This is a genomic window from Sphingomonas oligophenolica, assembly GCF_006438955.1.
GTDB classification, from domain to species: domain Bacteria; phylum Pseudomonadota; class Alphaproteobacteria; order Sphingomonadales; family Sphingomonadaceae; genus Sphingomonas; species Sphingomonas oligophenolica_A.
Genome location: NZ_RCZK01000010.1, coordinates 24139 through 39463, shown reverse-complemented (window position 1 = coordinate 39463; position 15325 = coordinate 24139). Strand labels below are relative to the sequence as shown.

The 15325-nt window shown below is 68.9% G+C and carries 15 protein-coding genes and 1 tRNA gene; 10 read left to right on the top strand and 6 right to left on the bottom strand.

The window, feature by feature from the left end:
• Positions 1-70 precede the first annotated feature (70 nt).
• Positions 71-322, top strand: a complete 252-nt coding sequence (locus EAH84_RS12095; protein ID WP_140872271.1) for a hypothetical protein — start codon at positions 71-73, stop codon at positions 320-322.
• Positions 323-496: 174 nt separating this feature from the next.
• Positions 497-1408: an NmrA family NAD(P)-binding protein gene (locus EAH84_RS12090; RefSeq protein WP_140872270.1), complete on the top strand. Its 912-nt coding sequence runs from the start codon at positions 497-499 to the stop codon at positions 1406-1408.
• A gap of 349 nt (positions 1409-1757) precedes the next feature.
• On the opposite strand, the gene EAH84_RS12085 is transcribed toward EAH84_RS12090, so the two are convergent.
• The 5 genes from EAH84_RS12085 to infA form a co-directional block, all read right to left on the bottom strand.
• Positions 1758-1833: transfer RNA gene (locus EAH84_RS12085), tRNA-Phe, on the bottom strand.
• Positions 1834-1862: 29 nt separating this feature from the next.
• Entirely contained in the window at positions 1863-2036 is a 174-nt protein-coding gene (locus EAH84_RS12080; protein WP_140872269.1) for a DNA gyrase inhibitor YacG, read from the bottom strand.
• Positions 2033-2962, bottom strand: coding sequence for a ribonuclease (locus EAH84_RS12075; RefSeq protein ID WP_140872268.1), 930 nt, complete (start codon positions 2960-2962; stop codon positions 2033-2035). Before EAH84_RS12075 ends, EAH84_RS12080 begins: the two co-directional genes overlap by 4 nt.
• Positions 2955-3548 (bottom strand): Maf family protein, encoded by a 594-nt coding sequence (locus EAH84_RS12070; protein ID WP_140872267.1) that lies wholly within the window; start codon positions 3546-3548, stop codon positions 2955-2957. The genes EAH84_RS12075 and EAH84_RS12070 overlap by 8 nt, the downstream gene beginning before the upstream one ends.
• Positions 3549-3632: 84 nt before the next feature.
• Positions 3633-3878: a translation initiation factor IF-1 gene (gene infA, locus EAH84_RS12065; protein ID WP_140872266.1), complete on the bottom strand. Its 246-nt coding sequence runs from the start codon at positions 3876-3878 to the stop codon at positions 3633-3635.
• Between the two features lie 163 nt (positions 3879-4041).
• On the opposite strand from infA, the gene hrpB reads away from it, so the two are divergent.
• From hrpB to EAH84_RS12035, 6 genes are all read left to right on the top strand, one after another.
• A complete protein-coding gene (gene hrpB / locus EAH84_RS12060; protein ID WP_140872265.1) occupies positions 4042-6561 on the top strand; it encodes an ATP-dependent helicase HrpB in 2520 nt (839 codons plus the stop codon).
• Between the two features lie 9 nt (positions 6562-6570).
• Entirely contained in the window at positions 6571-6852 is a 282-nt protein-coding gene (locus tag EAH84_RS12055; RefSeq protein WP_140872264.1) for an ETC complex I subunit, read from the top strand.
• A gap of 116 nt (positions 6853-6968) precedes the next feature.
• A complete protein-coding gene (locus EAH84_RS12050) occupies positions 6969-8837 on the top strand; it encodes a M61 family metallopeptidase (protein ID WP_241656582.1) in 1869 nt (622 codons plus the stop codon).
• 28 nt (positions 8838-8865) lie between these two features.
• Positions 8866-9543, top strand: coding sequence for a nitroreductase (locus EAH84_RS12045; RefSeq protein WP_140872263.1), 678 nt, complete (start codon positions 8866-8868; stop codon positions 9541-9543).
• Between the two features lie 127 nt (positions 9544-9670).
• Positions 9671-10024, top strand: coding sequence for a hypothetical protein (locus EAH84_RS12040; protein ID WP_140872262.1), 354 nt, complete (start codon positions 9671-9673; stop codon positions 10022-10024).
• Positions 10021-11715: an alpha/beta hydrolase family protein gene (locus tag EAH84_RS12035; RefSeq protein ID WP_206663965.1), complete on the top strand. Its 1695-nt coding sequence runs from the start codon at positions 10021-10023 to the stop codon at positions 11713-11715. The genes EAH84_RS12040 and EAH84_RS12035 overlap by 4 nt, the downstream gene beginning before the upstream one ends.
• Here the strand turns inward: EAH84_RS12035 and EAH84_RS12030 are convergent.
• On the bottom strand, positions 11712-11975 hold the full coding sequence (locus tag EAH84_RS12030; protein WP_140872261.1) for a DksA/TraR family C4-type zinc finger protein: 264 nt from the start codon (positions 11973-11975) through the stop codon (positions 11712-11714). The genes EAH84_RS12035 and EAH84_RS12030 overlap by 4 nt on opposite strands.
• Positions 11976-12113: 138 nt before the next feature.
• Here EAH84_RS12030 and thiL point away from each other — a divergent pair, with 138 nt between their 5' ends.
• The gene (gene thiL, locus EAH84_RS12025) at positions 12114-13010 is read left to right on the top strand and encodes a thiamine-phosphate kinase (protein ID WP_140872260.1); all 897 of its coding nucleotides are present in this window, start codon (positions 12114-12116) and stop codon (positions 13008-13010) included.
• Between the two features lie 102 nt (positions 13011-13112).
• Positions 13113-15272, top strand: coding sequence for a sodium-translocating pyrophosphatase (locus tag EAH84_RS12020; RefSeq protein ID WP_140872259.1), 2160 nt, complete (start codon positions 13113-13115; stop codon positions 15270-15272).
• The last annotated feature ends 53 nt before the right edge of the window (positions 15273-15325 follow it).

The window sequence follows — 15325 nt, the reverse complement described above, 5'->3', positions numbered from 1 at the left end:
TATACTGCAATCTGATTGGGTCCCACTTCGACGCCTATCAACAGTGGGGCGCAAAGGCGGCCTCATCTTCGTGCCGCGCAACACCCGCCATGCCTTCCGAGTCGATAGCGACACCGCGGTATTCCTCAACGGCTATACGCCTGCCGGGCTGGAACTTGCCGTGATCGGGAACGCGATGGTAGCGCCAACGCGCACGAGACCGCCCAAGGATGCGACACCGCCGCCGAATCTCTCCCCAGAACACCACCGCCGCTACGGTATGGACAACACGCCCGGTGCGACGCCGCTCGCGCCCGATATTCAACAAGGAGAGCCGTCATGATCGCCGGGATTTTGCAGCAGCGAACCTTGGGGAAGGTTGGCCGGGCGTTGGCAGATGTCGGCCACAGGGCGGTTTGCCTGGCAACGCGTTGTCCGCTGATCGTCCCGACGCGACGGAGTGTCGCGTGATCGAATGCCTCATCGCGGTCGATACGAACGCTACCGGGAACGGGTCATGATCGATCGACCGGTCATCGCGATCGCCGGCGCCGGCGGTGATCTTGGCAGTCGGATCGCAACGGCTCTCGCCGCGCGCGGCGCAAACGTACGCGCGCTGATCCGTCCGGGCCTTACGAATAAGGAGCGTGCGCGGATCGAAGCACTTGGCGTCACCGCCGTGGCGGCCGATCCAGCAAGCATTGACGACATGGCGCACGCGATAGGCCAAGCGGGATGCGTAGTCTCGGCACTTAACGGGGTCCGCGAGGTGATGATAGACCGCCAAGGCGTGTTGCTCGATGGAGCGATCAAGGCGGGCGTGCCGCGGTTCATCCCGTCGGATTATTCTGCCGACTTCACCAAGACAAAGCCAGGCCGCAACCGCAATTTCGACCTCCGCCGCGAATTCATGGCGCGGATCGATGCCGCGCCGATCGAGGCGACTTCGATCCTCAACGGCGCATTCCTCGACATGCTGGGCGCGGAGATGCCAATCATCCAGCCGCGCATCCACCGCGTACTCTACTGGCATGACGCCGATCAGGTCCTCGACTTCACCACCAAGGACAACACCGCAGCGTACACCGCCGAAGCCGCGCTCGATGACACGGCGCCACGTATTTTAAGGATCGCCGGTGAGAGCGTGAGTGCGCGTGATATCGCGATGACGATGACCGGCGTCTCGGAACAGCGATACCGACCGTTGTGGGCGGGAACGCTCGGCTCGCTTGGTGTGATGATCCGCGTCGCCAAACTTGTGGCTCCGCAGCCCGATACTGCGTTCCCGGCCTGGCAGGGCATGCAGTACATGCGCGACCAGTTCAGCGGCGTCGTTCGCCTTGCCCACCTCGATAATGACCGATACCCCGGCTTGACCTGGACCTCCGTCGGGAACCACCTTTCGAGCGTGAGCCAACTGCGCTCGTGAAAGCGGCGCACCCGCAGTGGCGCAGCGCTACCGTGCGGATCGGGCATTGGACTCACCGGGACGATCGCGCGTCGTTCCTGCCACGCCGGATGTCCCCAATTCCTCCAAGCCCGACGATGCGGGTTAGCTCGCAAGAGCGATGGATCGGGTGACGCTTGGCCACATTCCGCGTTCCCGGCGATCTATCAGTGTACCACGGCAAAACTATTCGGCCTCTGCCTACGTATCCTCGTCGAACCCGCGGTGGCTGAGGACGCGGTGCAAGAAATCCACGTGACCGTAACGGGAACCCGGCAGCAGCTAGGCTTCCCGGAGTTTTTGGCTCTTGGCCGCTTGTGAATGTAACCAATGGTGCCCGGGGACGGGTTCGAACCGCCGACACTGCGATTTTCAGTCGCATGCTCTACCAACTGAGCTACCCGGGCCAGACCGCGATGCGATCGGAAGCGGGGCTTTAGTCGGCGGTCTGGGCGCTGTCCACCCCGTCGTCATGGGCGGGCGGGCCGGGGATGCGATAGCCGTCGCCGAGCCATTGCAACAGGTCGCGGCTGGCGCAGCCGCGCGAGCAGAATGGCGCGTCCTGGTCGCTCGCAGGCTTGTCGCAGATCGGGCAGGTCGGGCTGGTCATGCGCTCTCCAGGCGGAGCGCGACACCGGTGCGGCGCGCGAGCTCGGCCAGCCATGTGGGGCGTGCGGTGAGATAGGCAAGGACCGGCGGCACCACGCGCAGCGTCCGCGGGCTGCCCGGCGGGGTCCGCTCCAGCGTGCGCAGCGCGGCGCGCGCGGCGGCGGCGACCGGGTCGCTGCGCAGCAGCTCGGGGATCGAGGCGCGCGGGCGCGGGCGGACGATCTGGAGGAACCCGAACCCGTTCATCGCGGTGCGCTCGAACGGCGCGGGCAGCTGCGCGTCGATCGCCGCGGCGACCGCCTGGCGCGCGGCCTTGCCCGCAAGCGTCGGAAAATCGATCCCGATCGATCCGCCGATGCCGTGGCGGCGGATCGCCTGTGCGACCGCGCGCGCGGCGGCGATTGCGAGCGCGTCGAGCGGCGCGGCGCCATCGACATCGAACAGCGTCATCGCTGGCGTGGGCGACATCCGGAGCGCGCCGCTCGCGAAGACGATCTCACCACTGGTCGCTTCGTCGAGCAATTCGGACCATCCCGCCGCCTCCAACGCATCGGGTTCGTGCGCGCGCAATTCGCGGATCGGGTGGCCGGTGGCGGCGATGCGGTCGTGGAGATCGGGCGCGGCGCGCGGGTCGGCGTCGGTCGGCGCGCAGCGTGGCAGCTTGGCACGCCCTGCCTCGGGAATCGCCTCGCGCACGATCTCGACCGTCAGCGTGGCACCCTGCGGCACGCCGGGTGGTGGCGAGACAAGTTGGAGCTCCCCGCCGTCCGCCAGCGCCACGCGGTCGACCGCGGTGCGCCGCGCCGACAGGATCGCGCCGACGCGCAGTCCATCGTCGAGCTCGATCGTGGCCTCGACGATCCGATCGTCCTCGACCAGCGCGGCGCGGGCTTCGCCGATGCCGCGCTCCCAGAGCCACTCAGGCAAGTGGCAGTCCCGCGGTGCGCAGCAGCGCGCGCGTTTCCATCAGCGGCAGCCCGACGACCCCCGAATGGCTGCCGTGGAGGAAGCGGACGAACGCCTCGGCGCGGCCCTGGATCGCATAGCCCCCCGCTTTGCCGCGGCCCTCTCCGCTCGCGACATAGGCCGTGATTTCGGCGGCATCGAGCGGACGGAATGCGACGATCGTGTCCGACAGCCGGTGGCGCACGAAGCCGTCGCGCGCCACCACTGCAACCGCCGATAGACAATGGTGGCGGCGCCCTGACAGCAGCGCGAGCATCCGCGCAAGCTCGACATCGTCGGCGGGCTTGCCGAGGATCCGGCGGCCGACCGCGATAATGGTGTCGCCTGCCAGCACGATCTCGTCGGGGCCGCGCGCGACCGTCGCCGCCTTGGCGAGCGCGATGCGGACGGCATAATCGCGCGGCGGTTCTGCCTTCAGCGGCGTTTCGTCGACGTCGGGCGCGGCGATTCGATCGGGCTCGACCCCCAACCGCGCGAGCAGGTCGCGCCGCCGCGGCGAGGAGGAGGCGAGCACGAGCCGGGGCGGGGAATCGACGGGGTTGGTCATCGCGCTGTCGGAAGCATCATTCGCGCGGCAAGGGAAGCCTGATGCGCGCGCCGTCACGCCAAGGAAGGCGCGATCGTCCGCGGATTACTGCGGGCCGGGGCCGCCGCGTCCCGGCATGAAGCGATAGGTAATTCGCCCCTTGGTCAGGTCATAGGGCGTCATCTCGACGAGCACTTCGTCACCGACGAGGACGCGGATGCGATTCTTGCGCATCTTGCCCGCGGTGTGACCGAGGACCTCATGGTCGTTCTCGAGCCGGACGCGGAACATGGCGTTGGGGAGCAATTCCACCACCTGGCCGCGCATTTCGAGTAGTTCTTCCTTGGCCAAACAAAACCTCTGACAATATAGGGGAAATCTTGCGCCGCCCCTTAGCCGACAACGCGCGCAAAGGAAAGCGACCGTGGTTTCGCCACGGGCTGCCGCCGTATCGCCGCCAACCCGGTTGCGCGGCTGCCTGTTCCGTAGCGGAGGATCATGGCATGGCGACCGCATGCCGCCCGCCGACAACTCCGTGACGACGCTGCCGATCGACGCGGTGCTGCCCGATCTCGTCGCGGCGTTGCGCGATGCGGCCAACGCGGTGCTCGTCGCGCCGCCGGGGGCGGGCAAGACCACCGCGGTCGCGCCCGCGTTGCTGGCCGAGCCGTGGTGCACCGGCGAGATACTGCTGCTGTCGCCGCGCCGGTTGGCGGCGCGTGCGGCGGCGGAGCGGATGGCCGCGCTGGCGAGCGAACCGGTCGGCAAGACGTTCGGCTATGCGACGCGGATGGATTCGAAACGGTCGGCGGCGACGCGCGTCACCGTCGTGACCGAGGGCATCTTCGTCGCGCGGATCCAGTCCGACCCCGAACTCGCGGGCGTCTCCGCGGTGTTGTTCGACGAGGTCCACGAACGCAGCCTCGACGGCGATACCGGGCTCGCCTTCGCGCTCGATGCGCAGGCGGCGTTCCGACCCGACCTGCGGCTGGTCGCGATGTCGGCGACGCTCGACGGCGCGCGGTTTTCGGGGATCATGGGTTCGGCACCGGTGATCGAGAGCGACGGACGGCGCTATCCGCTCGATCTCCGCTATCTCGGGCGCCGCGCAGAGGTGCGGATCGAGGTTGCAATGGCGAGCGCGATCCGTACCGCGCTGCGCGACGGCGATGGGGGGATTCTGGCCTTCCTGCCCGGCGTCGCGGAAATCGAGCGGGTTGCCGAACGGCTCGACGATTTGCCCGACACGATCGCGCTCCACCAGCTGCACGGCAGCCTCGATCCGCGTGACCAGCGCGCCGCGATTTTGCCCGAGCCGGACGGGCGGCGGAAGCTGGTGCTCGCGACCAGCATCGCCGAAACCAGCCTGACGCTGGCGGGGGTGTCGATCGTCGTCGATTCGGGGCTGGCGCGGCGCCCGCGCTACGATCGCGCGGCGGGGATGACCCGGCTCGTCACCGAACGCGCCAGCCAGGCCGCGGTCACCCAGCGCGCGGGCCGCGCCGCGCGGCTCGGGCCGGGGATCGCCTATCGGCTGTGGGAAGAGGCCGCGACCGCGGGGCTGCCGCGGTTCGACCCGCCCGAAATCCTCGAGGCCGACCTGTCGAGCCTCGTCCTCGCCACCGCGCTCTGGGGGGTGGCCGATCCGCGCGCGCTGCGCTGGCTCGATCCCCCGCCCGAAGCCGCGGCGGTCGAGTCGCGCGCGCGACTGACGACGCTGGGCGCGCTCGATGCCGACGGGCGGCCGACCGCGCATGGAAAGGCGATTGCAGGGATGCCGATGCCACCGCGGCTCGCACACATGCTGCGCTGCGCCGGGCCGCTGGGGCTGGCGCGCGTCGCGGCGGAGGTCGCGGTGCTGCTCAGCGAGCGCGGGCTGGGCGGCGACGATCCCGATCTGGAGGCGCGCTGGCGGCGATGGCGCGGTGATCGCGGCCGGAAGGCGGACGCGGCGCGCTTGTTGGCGACGCGGTGGGAGAAGCTGACGGCTCGGCCCCAACCCCCGCTCGAAACGAACGGAGCGGGTGGTGATGATCCTGCGGTCGCCATCGCCACGTGCATCGCGCTCGCCTTCCCCGATCGGATCGCGCGGCGTCGCGATGCGTCGGGCGAGCACTGGGCGTCGGTCGGGGGCCGCGGTTTCCGGCTCGATCCGACCGCGTCGCTAACCCGGCACGAATGGCTCGCGGTGGCGGATACCCAGGGTGCGGCGTCGGGCGCGCGGATCCTGTCGGGTGCGGCGATCGGCCTTGCCACGATCGAAATGCTCTTCGCCGACCGGATTGAAACCCGCCGCACCGCCGATTTCGACCCGGCGAGCGGCGGGGTCGTCGCGCTGCGCGAACGGCGGTTGGGTGCGCTCCGCCTGTCGAGCGGCCCCGACAGCCACGCCGATCCGGCGGCAATCGCGGCGGCGCTGGTCGAGGGGGTCCGCGCGCACGGCGTCGCGCTGTTGCCGTGGAACGATGCGGCGACCGTTCTGCGCCATCGCGCCGCCTATGCAGGGGTCGCGCTCGATGACGCCACACTGGTCGCGCGGCTCGACGAATGGCTCCCGGCGCTGGCGGCGGGCAAGCGTCGGCTCGATGCGATTCCGCCGCCCGCGCTGAACGACGCGCTGCGCACGCTGCTCGGTTGGGATTCGCTCCGCACGATCGATCGCCTCGTGCCCGCCGACTTCACCAGTCCCGCGGGCAGCACGCACCGGATCGACTATGCGGCGGAGGCTGGTCCGACGGTCGAACTCCGGCCGCAGGCGCTGTTCGGGCTCGCCGAGCATCCGACGATCGGCGATGCGCGCACCCCGCTGGTATTGAGTCTCACCAGCCCGGCGGGCCGCCCGATCCAGACGACGCGCGATCTGCCCGGGTTCTGGGCGGGAAGCTGGCGTGCGGTCGCCAAGGACATGCGCGGACGCTATCCGCGCCATCCCTGGCCCGACGATCCCGCCGCGGCGTCGGCGACGCTGCGCACCAAGAACGCCGATGCGCGCGCGATGAAAAATGCTGATGCGCCCGCGCCTGCGAAGCGATAGGAGGGTACCATGCCCACCGCCCGAATCTTTCAGCGCCCCAAGAACGCGATGCAGTCCGGTCGCTATCGTACCGATCGCTGGCAGCTCGAATTCGAACCGACCGAGGCCAAACAGCCCGACCCGCTCACCGGCTGGGCGGGCAGTGGGGATACCCGCGACCAGGTCCGGCTGGGCTTTCCGACGCAGGAGGCCGCGATCGCCTATTGCGAGCGGCAGGGCTGGGGCTATTCGCTCGTCCCCACGCCGAGCAAGACGCTGAAGCTGCAGGCCTACGCGGACAATTTCCGCTAGCGGGGATAGCATTGCGTGACGTCGGCTCGCGCTGGCAATTCTCCCTTGCGAGGGGAGGACGCGCGCCGATGGTAATGCCAGCCATCGGTTCGCGGGTTCTTGAAGGGGGATGGCGGATGATGCAACGGATCGTGGCGGGCGCGGTGATGGCGTTTGCGGGCACCGGCATAGCGGAGGCGCAGGCGCGCGATCCCGGGCGCGATGCCGACGTCAGCTACGACGTGCGCTTCGACAACGCGGTGCATCACGAGGCGCAGATCGCGGTGACGTATCGCGACCTGAAGCCGGGGCCGGTCGAGTTCCGGATGGCGCGGTCGTCGCCGGGGCGGTACGCGCTCCACGAATTCGCCAAGAACGTCTATTCGGTCACCGCGACCGACGCCGCCGGCCAGCCGCTCGCGGTCCGGCGCGCCGATCCGTATAGCTGGACCGTCCCCGCGCATCGCGGCACCGTGACGCTGCGCTACACGCTCTATGGCGATCATGGCGACGGCACCTATGCGCAGATCGATCCGACCCACGCGCATCTCAACATGCCCGCGACGATGATGTGGGCGCGCGGCTATGACGATCGCGCGATCCGCGTCACCTTCCACCCGCTCGACAAGAGCTGGAAGATCGCGACCCAATTGCCGCCGAGCACGGGCAGCGCCGACACCTTCTGGGCACCCAACCTGCAATATCTGATGGACAGCCCGACCGAACTGTCGGACTTCCAGCTGCGGACGTGGCCGCTCGCAGCGAACGGCAGGACGTATACGATCCGCCTCGCGGTCCACAGCCAGGACACCCCCGCGGATGTCGACCGGTTCGCCGCCGAAGCCAAGCGCGTGATCGCGCAGCATTTTGCGCTGTTCGGCGGCCCGCCCGTCTATGATTTCGGCACCTATACCTTCATCGCCGATTACATGCCGCAGATCAGCGGCGACGGGATGGAGCATCGCAATTCGACGATGATCAGCCAGCCGCGATCGCTCAAGGATGCCGATTTCGCGCAGATCGACACTCTGAGCCACGAATTCGTCCATGGCTGGAACGTCGAACGGTTGCGCCCGCGCGGGCTCGAACCGTTCGACTTCACCCGCGCCAACCCGACCCCGTCGCTTTGGTTCGCCGAAGGGTTCACGCAATATTACGGGCCGCTGCTGATCCATCGCGCGGGCGAAAAGTCGCTCGACGCGTATCTCAAGGGGCTCGGCGGGACGCTCAGCGGCGTCGTCAATGCACCCGCGCGCCGCTATGGCTCACCGCAGGAGATGAGCCTGCGCGCGCCGTTCGTCGATGCCGCGCAATCGATCGATCCGGTCAATGGCACGATCTTCGTGTCCTATTACCCCTATGGGGCGGTCGTCGCGCTGGCGCTCGATCTGTCGCTGCGCGAACGCTATCCGGGGCTCTCGCTCGATGCGTATATGCGGCACATGTGGGCGCGCAATGGCGTCGAGCAGGTCGATTACGCACCCGCCAAACCCTATACGCCCGAGGATTTGGAGGCGGGGCTCGCCGAACTGACCAAGGACCCCGCGTTCGCGCACGAATTCTTCGCGGCGCATGTCCGCGGCAGTGCGCTACCCGATTTCGCACCGTTGCTCGCGCCCGCCGGATTGACGCTGCGGCACGCGGCGCCCGCTCAGCCATGGCTTGGCGCGACCCGCGTCAAAACGGTCGATGGCGCGCTGACGCTCGACGAGATTCCCGCACCCGACACGCCGTTGTACCGCGCCGGGGTCGATCGCGGCGACACGCTGGTCAGCCTGGGTGGTCAGCCGCTCGCGACGCCCGAGGAATGGACCGCAGCGCTCGCGACCGCGAGCGTCGGCAAGCCCGTACCGCTGGCCTATCGCGATCGCACCGGCGATCACCGCGTGATGCTGACCCCGCTTTCGGACCCGCGGCTCGAGATCGTCCGCACCGAGACGCTCGGCACCCCCCTCACCCCTGCACAGCACCGCTTCCGCGCCGCCTGGCTCGGTACCGCCGACTGAGCGATCGCACTGTACCCAAGGATATCCCATGCAATTCGACGACGTTGTCCTCGGCCGACGGAGCATCCGCGGCTACAAGCCCGATCCGGTGCCGCGCGCGCTGATCGAGGAAATCCTCGCGCTGGCGATGCGCGCGCCCTCGTCGATGAACACTCAGCCGTGGAATTTCTACGTCATCACCGGCGAGCCACTGGACCGGATCCGCGCGGGCAACACCGACCGGATGGTGGCTGGAGTGCCGCAATCGCGCGAATTCCGCACCGGCCAGGCGTTTGCGGGGCATCATCGCGATCGCCAGATCGGGGTCGCCAAGCAATTGTTCTCCGCGATGGGGATCGCGCGCGACGACAAGGACCAGCGCCAGGATTGGGTGCTGCGCGGCTTTCGCCAGTTCGACGCGCCGGTGTGCGTCATCGTGACCTATGATCGCGTGCTCGATGGCAGCGACGACACCCCGTTCGACTGCGGCGCGGTGGCGACCGCGCTGGTCACCGCCGCCTGGTCGCGCGGGCTGGGGACGGTGATCAACAGCCAGGGGATCATGCAGTCGCCGGTGGTGCGCGAACACGCGGGGATCGCGGACGACCAGGTCATCATGAAGAGCATCGCGCTCGGCTGGCCCGACGAGAGCTTCCCGGCCAACGCGGTGGTATCGGACCGCAAATCGGTCGACGAGGCCGCAGTATTCGTCGGATTTGCGGAGTGATCGCGGCGTCCCGCCCCACCGCGGCGGCGGGGCCGAACCGCAAAACCCGTGGACATCGGCGGTAAAAACCGCGAACGCTGCGGTCATACGCGACACGATGATCGCGGCGTGAGCACCGGGGGAGTTGATGTTCGAAATCGTCTTCGATGAGGCGAAGAGGGTGATGCGGCTGCGGCTGACCGGCTTCTGGGACGCCGCGACGACCGCGCGCTTCGCCGATGAAGTTCGCGCCGAAAGCGCCGCCGCGATGACACGGCACGACAGTTTCGATGTGTTGAGCGATGCGCGCGAATTCGCGGTGCAGACCGCCGACGTCGCCGACCGGTTTCGACAATTGGCGGAACAAGGATCGGCGCGGCGCACTGCGATCGTGATGACCAGCGCGCTCGCGGGGATGCAGGCACGGCGCAGCCTGGCGATCGACCGGGTCCGGGTGTTCGGCGACATGGCGAGCGCACAAGCGTGGCTGGCGGAGGCATGAGCGCCGCTGGCCGCTTTGCGCTGGCGATCACGCTCATGCTGGCGGGGCTTGGGCTGGCGGCCTGGACCCAGACCCGCGGGCAGGTATCGGTCAGCGAGACCAGGTTTCGCGCGTCCGATGGCACGATCATGGCCGGCCTGCTCTACCGCCCCGCGACCGCGACCCCGCAAACCCCCGCGCCGGGCATCCTCGCGGTCCATGGCTATATAAACACCCGTGAAACCCAATCGCCGTTTGCGATCGAATTTGCGCGGCGCGGCTATGTGGTGTTGGCGCTCGACCAGCGCGGCCATGGCGGCAGCGGTGGGGCGGCGACCCGCGACGGCTTCGGCGGCCCCGAAGGCCTGGCCTATTTGCGGGGCTTGCGGTTCGTCGATCCGACCCGGATCGGGCTGGAGGGGCACAGCATGGGCGGGTGGACGGTGCTCGCCGCCGCCGCCGCCCTGCCCGAAGGTTATCGGTCGATGGTGCTCGAGGGATCGTCGACCGGCGCACCGTTCGCGCGCGAGGGGACGCCCGATTGGCCGCGCAACCTGGCGGTGGTCTACAGCCGCTACGACGAATTCGCACCGCTGATGTGGAGCATGCCACGCGCGGTCGACGTGGGCACGAGCGCGAAGCTGAAGGCGCTGTTCGGGACCAACGACACCGTGGTGCCGGATCGCGTCTATGGCAGCATCGCCGCGGGCACCGCCCGGCTGTTGCACCAGCCCATCGCGACCCATCCCGGCGATCACCTGTCGCGCGCGGCGGTGGGCGATGCGGTCGCGTGGTTCGACCGCACGCTCGGGGCGCCGCGCTCGGAACTGGCGCCGCTCGACCAAATCTGGTGGGGCAAGGAAATCGGCACCGGGCTCGCGCTGATCGGGCTCGCGATCCTGGCGTTCGCGCTGTTCGATCTGGTGTTGGCGCTCCCCGCGTTCGCGGCGTTGCGCGCCGCGTCGACCGGGTCGATCGCACCACGCGGGCGGGCGTGGTGGACGCTGTTGCTCGCCACCGCCTTCGTCCCCGCGATCACCTATTATCTGGCGCCGCTCGGTCTGCCGCCCCCGCTCGGGCCATCGCGGCTGTTGCCGCAGGCGATCACCGACTGGCTCACGATCTGGGCGCTGCTCAACGCGGCGATCGGCGTCGCCTTGGGCTGGCTGCTGCGCCGATCGCTACCCAGCAACGGGCTCGGACGACCGCTCCTGCCCACGCTGCTGGCGGTGATCGTCGTCGGCATCCTCTACGCGATCGTCGCCGCGGCCGCGCTGATCCCGCTCGATTTCCGCTTCTGGGTCGTCGCGCTGCGACCACTGGCGATCCGGCTGGTCCCCGCCTGGCTGGTCTATCTGTTGCCGTTCGCGGCATTCCTGATCGTCGCGTGCCGCGGGCTCGATGCGCTGCTGGCGCCGGTGCAAACCAAGAATGCGCGGCGCTGGGTCGCGATGGCAGCGTTCGCAGGCGGCTTCCTGGTGTTGACCGGCGCGCAATATCTGTTCCTGTTCGCGACCGGGCGGTTGCCGATCGCGTTCGAGGCCCTGAACGCGATCGTCGCGATCCAGTTCGTGCCGCTGCTCGCGGGGCTGGCGCTGCTGGCCGCGCACGCCCGGGAGAGGACCGGCAGCGTGCTGGCGGGGGCGCTGATCGGTACGTTGTTCGTCACCTGGTACATGGTCGCGGGCACCGCCACCCACGTCGCGCTTTAGCGCAGCTGGCTGTCCTTGCTGCCGCGGCGGTTGATCCCCGCGGTCTTGGCGGTGCGGTCACGCTCGGTCTGGCACGCAACGCACGTGCGGACACCGGGCAACGCGCGACGCCGCGCCTCGGGAATGTCGTCGCCACAGGTGGCGCAATAGGGTTCGCTGTCGCCGGTCGGCATCCGCGAACGCGCGAGCAGCACGGCGTCGGTGACCGTATCGTCGATCTGATCCTGAATCGCGCCGTCACGCGCCCAACCGCCAGCCATTTTGCTTATCCCTTCAAGTAGTTACCGTCATATGGGCATTCTGGCGCGCTTTTCCAGCCGCTGGGTCGATCGCTCCATTGCCCCTTTCGGGTTCACAACAGCAGACACGCGCGCCCCGGTCCGGCTACACGTCGCACCATGACCGAAGCCGATTTCATCGCCGCGCTGCGCACCCTGCCGCTCCATCCCGCCGCGCGCGCGCTGGCCGACGATGTCGCGCTGCTCGGCGGGATGATCGTGACCACCGACACGCTGGTCGAGGGAATCCACTTCCTGCCGGACGATCCCGCCGCCGATGTCGCGTGGAAACTGGTCGCGACCAACCTGTCCGATCTCGCCGCCAAGGGTTCGACCCCGATCGGCGTGTTGCTCAACTACCCGCTGTCGGACGCGGCGTGGGACCGCGGCTTCCTGAAGGGACTCGGCGATGTCCTGGCCGCGCATGATTGCCCGCTGATCGGCGGCGATACGGTGTCGCTGCCCGCAGGCGCGCCGCGCGTCCTGACGGTCACCGCGTTCGGCCAGTTGAGCCCGGCGCCGCCGCGATCGGGCGCGCTGGCGGGCGACCGGCTGTGGGTGACGGGCACGATCGGCGATGCCGGCGCGGGGCTCGCGATCGCGCGCGGAGAGGCTGGCCCCGCCACCCTGCTCGCGCGCTATCGGCGGCCGACCCCGCGGCTCGCCGAGGGCAGGCGGATCGCGCGCTCCGCGCATGCGATGATGGACGTGTCGGACGGGTTGCTCATCGATGCGCAACGGATGGCGGCGGCGAGCGGCGTGGCGGTCACCATCGACCTCGCGCGCGTGCCGCTGTCGGCGGACTATCTCGCCTGGTCGGGCGACCCGATCGCGGCGGCGACCGCGGGGGACGATTACGAATTGCTGTTCGCCGCCGCCCCCGCCTTCGTCCCCACGATGCGCGCGACCATGATCGGCAGGTTCAGCGACGGCGCCGGGTTGACGCTGACGAATGACGGCGCGCCGACCCCCCTGCCCGCGCGCCTGGGCTTCGACCACGGGACCGCCGCCCCCTAAGTCGCGCTTGCCAGCCCCGGCTCGCCCTTTATACCCCCGCGCATCGACAGGAGCACGACCGGGCAAAACCGGCGGCTTCGCCACATAAGGGGAAGGATGTTCATGACCACGGTCTACATCGCCATCGTCTGCGGCCTGATCGCCGTCGTCTATGGCATCATTACCAGCCAGCAGGTGCTCCGCGCTCCCGCGGGCGACGCCAAGATGCAGGACATCGCCGCCGCCATCGCGGAGGGGGCCAAGGCCTATCTCGGTCGCCAGTATCGCACCATCGCAATCGTCGGCGTCGTCGTCGCGATCATCGTCGGGCTGTTCCTCGGGCCGATCTCGGCTGCCGGCTTTGCGATCGGCGCGATCCTGTCGGGGATCACCGGCTTCATCGGCATGAACGTCTCGGTCAAGGCCAACGTCCGCACTGCAGAGGCCGCGCGCACCTCGCTCCAGGGCGGGCTCACGATGGCGTTCCGCTCGGGCGCGGTCACCGGCATGCTCGTCGCCGGCCTGGGCCTGCTCGCGATCAGCGGCATGTTCTGGGCGCTCCTCACCCTCGGCCATTATGACCTCGCGGTCGGCGCCGATCGCCGCGTCATCGTCGACACCCTTGTGGCGCTCGCGTTCGGCGCGTCGCTGATCTCCATCTTCGCGCGCCTCGGCGGCGGCATCTTCACCAAGGCCGCCGACGTCGGTGCCGATCTGGTCGGCAAGGTCGAGGCGGGGATCCCCGAGGACGACCCCCGCAACCCCGCCACCATCGCGGACAATGTCGGCGACAACGTCGGCGATTGCGCCGGGATGGCCGCCGATCTGTTCGAAACCTATGTCGTCACGATCGGCGTCACGATGGCGTCGATGGCGCTGCTGCTCCCCAACGCGGACGATCTGTTCGCGCTGATGACGCTCCCGCTGATCGTCGGCGGCGTGTGCATCATCACCTCGATCATCGGCACCTATTTCGTCCGCCTCGGCGGCGGCAGCATCATGGGCGCGCTCTACAAGGGGTTCTGGACCACCGTCATCCTGTCGATCCCCGCGATCTACTTCGCGACCCAGTATGTCCTGGGCGACATGCACGCCGTCCTCGGCGGCTCGGTCGCGCTTGGAAACCTCACCCCCGACGCGGTCGCGGGCAGCACCGCGACCAGCTTCACCGGGATGGGGCTGTTCTGGTGCATGATGATCGGCCTCGCGCTCACCGGCGCGCTGGTGTGGATCACCGAATACTACACCGGCACCAACTACCGCCCGGTCAAATCGATCGCCAAGGCCAGTGTCACCGGCCACGGCACCAACGTCATCCAGGGTCTCGCGATCAGCCTCGAAAGCCCCGCGCTCCCCACGATCGTCATCTCGATCGCGGTGATCGCGACCTACCAGCTCGCCGGGATCATCGGCATCGCGTTCGGTGCCACCAGCATGCTCGCGCTCGCCGGCATGGTCGTCGCGCTCGACGCCTATGGTCCGGTCACCGACAACGCGGGCGGCATCGCCGAGATGGCGGGGCTGCCCGACGACGTCCGCCAGCGCACCGACGCGCTCGATGCGGTCGGCAACACCACCAAGGCGGTGACCAAGGGCTATGCGATCGGTTCCGCCGCGCTCGCCGCGCTGGTGCTGTTCGGCGCGTACACCACCGATCTCGGTATCTACTTCCCCAATATCACGGTGAACTTCAGCCTCTCCAACCCTTACGTCATCGTCGGGCTGCTGCTCGGCGCGCTGCTGCCGTTCAGCTTCGGCGCGTTCGGGATGACCGCGGTGGGCCGCGCCGCGGGTGCGGTGGTCGAGGACGTCCGCGCCCAGTTCCGTGACGATCCGGGCATCATGGCGGGCACCAGCCGCCCCAATTACGCGCGCACCGTCGATCTGGTCACCAAGGCCGCGATCAAGGAAATGATCGTCCCCAGCCTGCTCCCGGTGCTGACCCCGATCGTGGTGTTCTTCGTGATCCTCGCGGTGTCGGATCAGGCGAGCGCCTTCGCCTGCCTCGGCGCGTTGCTGCTCGGCGTGATCGTCTCGGGGCTGTTTGTCGCGATCTCGATGACCAGCGGCGGCGGCGCGTGGGACAACGCCAAGAAGTATATCGAGGACGGCAATTACGGCGGCAAGGGCAGCGAGGCGCACAAGGCCGCGGTGACCGGCGACACCGTCGGCGATCCATACAAGGACACCGCGGGTCCCGCGGTGAACCCGATGATCAAGATCACCAACATCGTCGCGCTGCTGCTGCTCGCGGCGCTGGCGGCGCACACCGGCGCGGGCTGAACGGCGCGATCCGGTCGGCGACGATGCCCCGGTCGACATAGTCGATCGGGGCA